This window comes from Campylobacter concisus (genome assembly GCF_003048405.1).
Lineage (GTDB): Bacteria > Campylobacterota > Campylobacteria > Campylobacterales > Campylobacteraceae > Campylobacter_A > Campylobacter_A concisus_Q.
Genome location: NZ_PIQS01000008.1, coordinates 21,577 through 30,873 on the forward strand (window position 1 = coordinate 21,577; position 9,297 = coordinate 30,873).

Sequence of the window (9,297 nt, forward strand, 5' to 3'; positions counted from 1 at the left end):
CGGCTCTAGCATCATTTATATATTTAAATCGTTTCATTTTCTGAAATATTTTATATAAAAATTCTTTTTTCTCATTATATTTTAATATTTAATTAAGATTAACTCTTTTATAATATCATTAAATTATTTTTTAAATACAACTATTAAATCATTCCAAGGAAGGACAGATGAGAGCTATCTTATCTTTATGCATGGTATGTGCATTGCTATTTGCTAGTGAAATTAGCCAAAAAAATGAGTTAAACAACGAAGAGATTAGAGCTAACATAGCAAGTTCATTTAATGAAAGCTCCAATATAAATTTGCTTAACGAAAAATCCACTTTAGAAGGCAAGCTAAATTTAAACGAAACTCCATGCTTTAAAATAGATAGTATATTGCTGCTACATGATAATGAGATAACTAGTTTTAATGCTAATAGCAGTGCCGATAAGGCTATAATAAGAAAAGCTTATAAAGATAACTACTCTAAATTTAATTCTATCTTACAGAATACTTTAAGTAAATTCGAGTTTAGATCAGGCAGTTGCATTGGTAAAAATTCAATCAATCTAATAATCAATTCATTTAATAATGAAATCATAAAAGAGGGCTTTATAACTTCAAGTGTGAGCCTAGTTACAAAGAGTCTAAAAGATGCCAAGCTAGAGTTTGTGATAAATCTTGGTCTAATAGATGATATAAGTATCAATGAGCTTGACACTCAAAGAAATAGAGCGAGCCTCTTTACCGCATTTGGTGAGTACTCTCATAAAAACAAACTAGCAAATATAAGAGATATTGAACAAGCACTTGAGTCACTGCAAAACGTCTCAAAAGATGATGTTAGCATCAAATTTCTACCTTCAAATAGAGCCGGCTTTTCAAATATAGTGATCGCTAGAGCTCAAAGCTTTCCACTTAAAGCTGCCATCAGCCTTGATAGCCTTGGCTCAAAACAAAGCGGTAAATATCAAGCAATGGTAAATTTAAGCACCCTAAATTTACTTGGATTTAACGAAATTTTTAGCTTCTCACGAGGCAAGGATGTACTTAAAAAATATAAAGTTACAAATAAATTTAATGGCGTAAGTGATCACGGTGCTTCAAATAACTACTATTACGGCTTTAGCATTCCATTTGGTTATTTTATGCTTGAATATGAAAAGAGCAAATATGACTATGCCTAGATCATAAATGCAGCCTACAATCTTTACACATATAAAGGCAGAAGCGAGAGCGACTCACTAAGCCTTGCTTATACATTTTATAGGGATTCAAATTTTAAAAATAGCGCCTATGTAAAGCTATTTAAGAGAAAAAATAAAAACTACCTAGAAGACTACGAGCTAGATAACCAAGCTAGAAGAAATGCTGGATATGAGATAGGTGTAAGATCAAGTTGGAATTCATACAACCAAGCTTTTAGCGCTAGGCTAGCTTATAAAAAGGGCACCGGGATATTTAACTCACAGCCTGATCCTTTAGAGGATAGCGGCGAAGCTACATCAAGATTTGCGCTAATAAATTTAAACCTAAACTACAAATATAAATTTGAAATCCCACTAAGCTACGATCTAAATATCAACGCAAGATATGGTTTAAACAAACTAAGCTTGCAAGATAAATTTAGCATCGGTGGATATTACAGTGTTAGAGGGTTTGACGGCGAGAGCTCACTTGTTGGGAACCACGGAGTGATCATGAGAAATACCCTCTCATATAGCTACTATAAAAATAACTCTATCTATGCTGGAGTTGATACTGGTATGGTAAGAGCGACAAGTAGTGGCATCAAGGATGAAAACACCCTTGCAGGATATGCCTTTGGTCTAAAAGGACATATAAAAGCATATAACCGTCTAAACTACGACATCTCTATCTCTAAGCCTCTTTATAAACCAAAGAGCTTTGAAACAAAATCAACAAACATCAACTTTATTCTAAGCTATGAATTTTAAGGATAAAATATGCTAAAGAACAATCAAATTTCAAATGCACAAAAGCCTAGTCTTTTAACAATGGGCTTAAATTTCTACATAAGTCTTTCTTTACTACTTGGTACTATACCAGCTCTAGCAAATGAGCCAAGCATCATAGCTGACCCAGGTGCTAGCAACCGCCCTGATATACTAAAAGCCCCTAATGAGACGCTAATAATAAACATCACAAACCCTGATAGCAAGGGCGTCTCTATGAACGAATATAACAGGTTTAATACGCCTTCAACAGGCACTATCCTTAATAACTCTAATAAAAACATAGATACTAAGATAGCTGGCCAGATAGAAGCAAACTATAGGCTAAATAAAGAGGCGAGCCTTATCATAAACAAGGTAAATTCAGCTGAGAAATCATCTCTAAAAGGAAATTTAGAGGTAGCCGGAAGTAGAGCTGACGTGGTCATAGCAAACCCAAATGGCATAAGTGTAGATGGTCTAAATATGATCAACTCTCGCTCACTAACACTAACAACAGGCAATATCAATAAACTAAGCCCTAAAGAGATAGAGCTAATATCTGATAAATCAATCGACATCATAGGGGATGGCCTAAACGATAAGAGCAGCGACTATACTAATGTGATCTCAAATGCTATAAATATAAACTCAAATATCCACGCAAATGAGTTAAATATTATCGGTGAAAAAGAGGTAGCTTCAAGTAGTGGCAAACTATATAACGACGTAAAAGCTAAAAATCAAGAAAATAGCTTTAGCCTAGATAGTAGCGCGATTGGCGGCATGTATGCTAATAAAATCAAACTAGTTGGAACAAGTAATGGAGTAGGCGTAAACAATAACGGCCTAGTAATAGCAAATAACAACATAGAGATAAGCCTTGATGGTGACATAGTTAATGCCGGTGCTATCGCTTCTAACAAAGAGGCTAGGATTGAGGCAAATACTATAACAAACAAAGATGAAGCGCTAATAGCAGCCAAAGAGAACCTTAATATAAAAGCAGACACTCTAGTAAATACTTCAAGTCAAATTTATGCTAAAGATATAAACGTAGAAGCTAAAAAGCTAGTAAATAACTCAAGCTCGCAGGCTAGGGTAGATACAGTACGTAGTCAAGGCACTATGTACCTTAATAAAGAGGGAGTAAACAGATATAAGCTTGGTGTAAATTTAAAAGAGCTAAAAGAGAAAATAAGCGCTAAACTAGCCAAGAAGCTGGGCAAAGATATAAGTGAGCTAGATGAAAAAGAGGTAAATGAGTTAGTATTAAAAGAGGCTGCAAATAAAGATGGTGCTCTTTATGCGCTAAATTTACACAAAGACTCACACCTAGTAGGCACTAGCCAAAAGATATTTCATAACCTCAGACTAGATTATGATACAAATGAAGTAGTGGTAGATACTAGAAGGGCTGAAAAAAACGAGCAAAAAAGAACTATCACATATAGTATAGTTAAGGATGTGCTAAACGAAGAGGACAAAGCAAATTTTATCCCAGGTAGCATAATAGCCAACAGCGATATAAATTTAAACGTAAATGATATATTAAACGATAAGGGTGTTATCTATGCTGGAGGAGATCTCAGGCTAAATAGTGATAGTGTAGAAAACATAGCCCTAATGCTGAATAACCACGTAAATAGCTATAGCGTTTATAAGTGGAAAGAGAAAAAGAAGTGGTATAGAGGAAGAGGTTGGAAAACCAAAGGCGGAACGGGAAAATTTTTCAGTTTCTCATACACAGATGTTGGCTTGCCAGCAGTTTTTGCAGCGGGCAATAACATAGTAGGAAGCACGCAGGACTTTTCAAACTACGCACTAAATGATGATATAAAACTAGCAAATGTTGATCTAGATAAATTCTCTGAGCCAATATTTAATAGCCCAATAATAAAAAACCTAAATAGAAGGGTAAAAAATCAAGGGTATTACTACAGCCTTGATAGCATAAACTCTGCTTATATAGCAAACATCCTTGACGCTTTATATGAAGCAAGAAACGAGAGCATAAGTAAATTTAAAAAAGAGGCCAAAGATAAAAACGTAAAAGCTTCAGCTCTAGTAATGGCTAACAACATAGACCTAGACGCCAAAGGCAACATAAGCCTAGCTGGCAGCGTAGTGGCTGATAGTCTAAATTTAAATGCAGATAAAAAGATAAAGCTAAAAGGCGCAGATCTAGCAGCTAGCGGCGATGCCAACATTGCGGCCAATGATATAGAGATAGATAGCTCTGATCTAAAATCTAAAAATTTAAGCTTAAATGTAAATAATAATATAAATTTAGATCAAAGCAAGTCTCAGTTTAGCAAAGTCTCTAACCTAGAAGCTACAAACGATATAAATTTACAAGCTGGCAATGATATAAAAGTCTCTGGCTCAAATTTAGATGCGAGTGGTGATATAAATTTAAACTCAGGCAACGATATAGAGATAAAAGCAGATGAGTTTAGCTACACACACCATGTAAGCTCTAAAGGGATGAAATTTGATGAGAGTGTAAAAAGAGTAAGCGCTGCAAATTTAGACGCTAAGGATATAAATTTAAATGCTAAAAATGCTCTTTTAGTTTCATCAACTCATCTAAACGCACTAAAAGATATAAATTTGAATGCTAGTGATATCATACTAGCAGCACAGTCAAACACTAGCGAGGCAACAGCTATAAATAGCTCTAAGTCGCTCCTTTCTAAAAAGCAAACCATAGATAGTGCCGTAAGCTCAGAGGTAGTAAGCACTACTCTAAACTCTGGTAATAATATAAATTTAAACTCAGCTAATGATATATATCTAGTATCATCTAAGCTAAAATCAGACAAAGATATAAATTTAAACTCAAACAACAATATCCTCTTTGAAAATGGCTACAACGTAGAGGCTAGCTCTCATGCTTCTAAAAAGAGCAAAATATCTTTAAATCCAAACGCCTTTTATAAGAGTAGCTTTGACCTTGTGGCAAATGGCAGTAAAAAGGCAGTTTATAGCACTATAGACTCTGGCAATGATATAAATTTAAATGCCAAAAGTGCTCTTAGCCTAAAAGGTGCAAACCTAAACTCTAGTAGTGATATAAATTTAAACGCAGAGCTTATAACTATATCAAACACTAATGATGAAAGCTATCATAAAGAGGAGCATAAGAGTAGTAGGATAGGTATCTTAAAGCCTAATGAAGTGCTAAAAGATATCGTTGTCGATCTAAAAAGAAAGCTAAACCCTCTAAAAGAAACAAAAGATAAATTTAGCTCACTTAGCACACCTACATTTGTAATAGGAAAAACATCTACCAAATTTGAAAGCAATAGCCTAGAAGCTAAAGCCTCTAACATAAAAGCTGGCAATAATATAAATATCAATGCCAATAAAGATATAAACATAGTAGCTTCAAATGTAGATGCTAAAGAGAACTTAAATTTAAAGGCCAATGAAGCGATAGAAATTTCATCGACAAATAGCATCTCTAATGCCAAGTCAGAATCAACCGCAAGAAAAATCCTTGGCAAGCAAAGCGCGTCAGCTAGCTCAACAAATGAAGAGGTTGTTAGCTCAAATTTAAACGCCAAAAACATAAATATAGCTTCAAACCAAGATACTACACTCTCAGGTTCACATATCAGCGCAGATGAGAGCCTAGATATAAAAGCTGATAATATAAATTTACTACCAGCGTCATATAGCTTAGAGAGCTCATCTAAATTTAAAGACTCGGGCTTTGGTGATCTAATGAAATCAAATGGCGAAGAGAGTAGTTCAAACTATAACCTTGCCATAAGTACACTATCGGCAAAAGATATAAGTCTAAACTCAAATACAATAAACGCCCTAGCTTCTATCATAGAGGCTGCTAATGTAGATGTGAATACAAAGCTTTTAAATTTAGTCTCAGCAAAGAGCACATCTGTAAATACAAGTCTAAGCAATAACGCAGGAGTTTTAACGGCTACCGTAAAAAATAAAGGCAAGATAGAAGAGGTAGAGATCCCAGCTATCATCAAAGTAAAAGACAAATTTACACTAAATGGCAAGGATATAACTAATAAACTAGATGCCACAACCTTTAAAGCGATAAACGACTCTTTAAACTCAGACGAATTTAAAGAAGGAGTCATAAGAGAGCTAAGATCAAACTCAAATACCCCAATAGATGAAGAGACAATAAATCAAGTAAAAGCAGTCCTAAATTCTAAAGAATGGGAAGATAAGACAACTACTCTTAGCGGAATGGGAGCGTTAATAATAACAGCCGTCGTTACATTCCTAACGGCAGGAGCCGGAACAGGAGCTGCTGCAGCCGGAGCACTCGGGGCTGCTGCTAGCTCAACCGCAGGCGCAGCGATATCAGCGATGACAACAGCTGTCATAGCAAACTCAACAGTCCAACTAACAAACAATCTCTTATCTCATGGCAAGGTTAAATTTGATACATCATCCCTCGCCAAATCAGCCATCAGTGCAGGGGTAGGCTCATATGTTAGTAACTACATATCAAGCATAAGCACTCTAAGTAATACCAATATCATAAATACACCAACTTATACTTTCTCATATGCAGACCTACTAAGCTCCACATCAAACGCAGCAATAAACTCTGCCATCTATAAAACAAACTTTAAAGATGCACTACTATCAAATTTAATCTCTAAAGCAACAGATAATGCTTACAAGGCAGTAGGAAACTATTCAAGTAGTGAATCAAATATAAACTCTAATGCATTATTTAAAGAATCAGGTCTAGGTAAGATAGCTCTTCACTCAGCTGTAGGAGCACTCTCAGCAAAGCTATCTCATGAAAACGTTGCGGCCGGTGCATTAAGCGGGGCAGTAAATGAAGCAATCTCTTCCGCATTACATAAAGATACATCAAATATGAGTACTAAAGAGATAGAAGCTTATAACAACAAACGCCTACTAGCCTCTCAGCTAATAGGCATAATAGCTGGAGGTATCGCAAACGGCGATAAAGGAGCAAACGCAGGATACAAAATAACCACAAGCGCAGATACTTATAATAGACAGCTTCATCAAAGAGAGATAGACTTTATAAACAATAAAAACAATATAGCAAGCTTTAAATCAAAGCTTCAAACTACAACAAATAAAATTTATAGCGACGATGAAGCAAAATCTATACTAGCAAAAGCAGCACTATCTCTAACAGATAGATCATTTAACGAAGCATATAGACAAAGTCTAAGCTCAAATGATCTATATAATATAGAGCTAGCAACAAATTTCATAAAGCAAAGTAGCTTTTACAATACAACTCTAGATAATACAAATGCCTTTAATCCAAATAAGAAACAATATGAGGATAGGTATATCTATCTAGATAGTTTTACTAACAATAGAGAATTCTATGACAAAAATCTAAAAGTAGATACAAAGCTTAGTAATGATATAGCAAACTTTGCAACAGGGTTTGCAAAAGGTGGAATAAATCTTGTAAAAGATACAATAACGGGAGTTTATTACCTAGTAACAGATACAAAAGAGACAGCTAAAGGCATAGCAAATACTCTCTCAAATGCAGATACGCACATTTATAACGGCTTTATGAAAAGCGAACTAGATACGGTATTAGGTGACTATGAGAGTGTAACTGCAAGGGACCTTGAATTTATAGCTGGGCTTACTGCTCCTGGTGCTATTACAAACAAAGCCGGGAAAGCAGCTTGGGATAAGGTTGGTAAAAAGTCTAGTGAGGTAACTAGTGATGTTACTAAAATAGATAAACCAACTTCTAACACAAATATAAAACACAATGGAAATAGTGGTAATGATGGGGTTGGGAAAAATGACATACAAAAATTAAACAATAATGATAATACAATGATTGCAACCTCAAAAGGAGTCGTTGTATCATCTAACACATTGGCTAAACAAGGAAGTTCAAATTTGGTTGGAGATTTTACAAAACTAGAAGGAGCAACAGTGGATGAAATTATTTCAAGAGTTCCAAAAGATTGGAAAATGTTGGCACAAAAAAATGGAAATGGTATAAGATTTATTGACGAGGCTGGTATTGAAAGAATTAGAATTCACGGACCTGATCCAAAAGCCCCAATTGGAACAAATTCAAATTCTGGTTGGATATTAAGAATACAAGATAAAAATAAAAATTACTTAGATAATTTTGGAAATATTGGTGGCTATAAGGCTAATGAAACGCACATACCAATTTATGGAAATCCTATTTTGGAGAAATAAAATGCTAGTAGAAAAGGGATATTTTTTATTAAATTTATGCAGAATAGCTTCTTTATGGCATCAAGATAAGTATTTGGTTAATCCATCTACAGATAAATATGAAACAGTAGAAGACTTGGTGCAAGATATATATAACGCTTGCGAATATGCGTTATATCCTAGAAATAAAATATATTTTTCAAAGCGAGAGCTAGAAATCATAAGCCACTTCAAATCATTTATGGATAAAAATTTTGGCATAGATTTTTGGAATGAAATAGAAAAAATAGATAATAAAACTTTAGTTTATTCAAACAAAACTTGGATAAAAGCAAGAGAATTTGCCGGTGAAATCATAAAAAGATTTGGTTTTAGTATAGAAAATTTTAATTATGAAAACTTTTAACCACTTTTGCAAGAAATTTTTGAAGATGATCTAAATTTTAGAGAGAAAGAGAAGAGATATTGTTTTGCGTTCAGAAATTATGTAGTTGAGTTTGCTGGTTTTATCGATTTTAAAATTTATAAAAGCGAATTTAGAAAAATCTTTAACGACTATCAAGATCCAAGTATCAAAGCTACCGGAGTAGATACACAAGTAGATGGTTACGTGGTTTGTCCGCATTGCTACAACGCAGAGCAGGTAAGTGCAGAACTAGGTGTCATAAAGTGCAAAAAATGTCAGCAAGAATATAACAACCCACTTGCTAAAATTTGTCCAAGTGGGATAGAAGTGTTAGATGAATAGCTAGTAATAATTGTTATAGTTGCATACTTCAGCAGAAAACCTGAAATTTGGGGTAAAACAACTGGTAGTATGGATACTTGGAATTTGCAAGGCATGAAGCATTTGAAAGATATTTTAAATTCTAATATTGAATTTAAGAAAGTTACAAATAGTAAAGGTATAACATTTTTGGAAAAAAGATTACCAGATGGCCGTGGTATTAGACTAGAATTAAATGGAAAATTTAAAGGTTTTATAGATTGATGGAAATATTAGAATTGTTATTAGATAAAGTAAAATTAGAAAATTGCTTAAATTTAACAAAAGTATTGATAGAAAATTCTGAGGAAATATTAAATGTAAATTCCACTATTTATCCTAATTTATCAAAAGAAAATTATAAAAATTTTAGATTTGATGAAACACAAAATGGGTATATAT

At 34.0% G+C, this 9,297-nt stretch carries 4 protein-coding genes and 1 pseudogene; all 5 read left to right on the forward strand.

Going from position 1 to position 9,297, the window contains the following annotated elements:
- Positions 1–191: 191 nt before the first annotated feature.
- The 5 genes and pseudogenes from CVT18_RS10625 (at position 192) to CVT18_RS10350 (ending at position 9,120) form a co-directional block, all read left to right on the forward strand.
- Positions 192–1,940: pseudogene (locus CVT18_RS10625) on the forward strand (ShlB/FhaC/HecB family hemolysin secretion/activation protein).
- 9 nt (positions 1,941–1,949) lie between these two features.
- The gene (locus tag CVT18_RS09985; RefSeq protein ID WP_199907371.1) at positions 1,950–8,150 is read left to right on the forward strand and encodes a filamentous hemagglutinin N-terminal domain-containing protein; all 6,201 of its coding nucleotides are present in this window, start codon (positions 1,950–1,952) and stop codon (positions 8,148–8,150) included.
- A 1-nt stretch (position 8,151) separates the two neighbouring features.
- Complete coding sequence (locus CVT18_RS10000) at positions 8,152–8,535, forward strand: hypothetical protein (RefSeq protein ID WP_159071499.1); 384 nt, start codon at positions 8,152–8,154, stop codon at positions 8,533–8,535.
- A 6-nt stretch (positions 8,536–8,541) separates the two neighbouring features.
- Positions 8,542–8,877, forward strand: a complete 336-nt coding sequence (locus CVT18_RS10345; protein WP_199907372.1) for a hypothetical protein — start codon at positions 8,542–8,544, stop codon at positions 8,875–8,877.
- Between the two features lie 102 nt (positions 8,878–8,979).
- On the forward strand, positions 8,980–9,120 hold the full coding sequence (locus tag CVT18_RS10350; RefSeq protein WP_199907373.1) for a hypothetical protein: 141 nt from the start codon (positions 8,980–8,982) through the stop codon (positions 9,118–9,120).
- Positions 9,121–9,297: the final 177 nt, after the last annotated feature.

What these genes read in the sequence shown, in the direction of transcription:
- CVT18_RS09985 (WP_199907371.1), top strand. Translation starts at nt 1,950, where the DNA reads ATGCTAAAGAACAATCAAATTTCAAATGCACAAAAGCCTAGTCTTTTA.
- CVT18_RS10000 (WP_159071499.1), top strand. Translation starts at nt 8,152, where the DNA reads ATGCTAGTAGAAAAGGGATATTTTTTATTAAATTTATGCAGAATAGCT.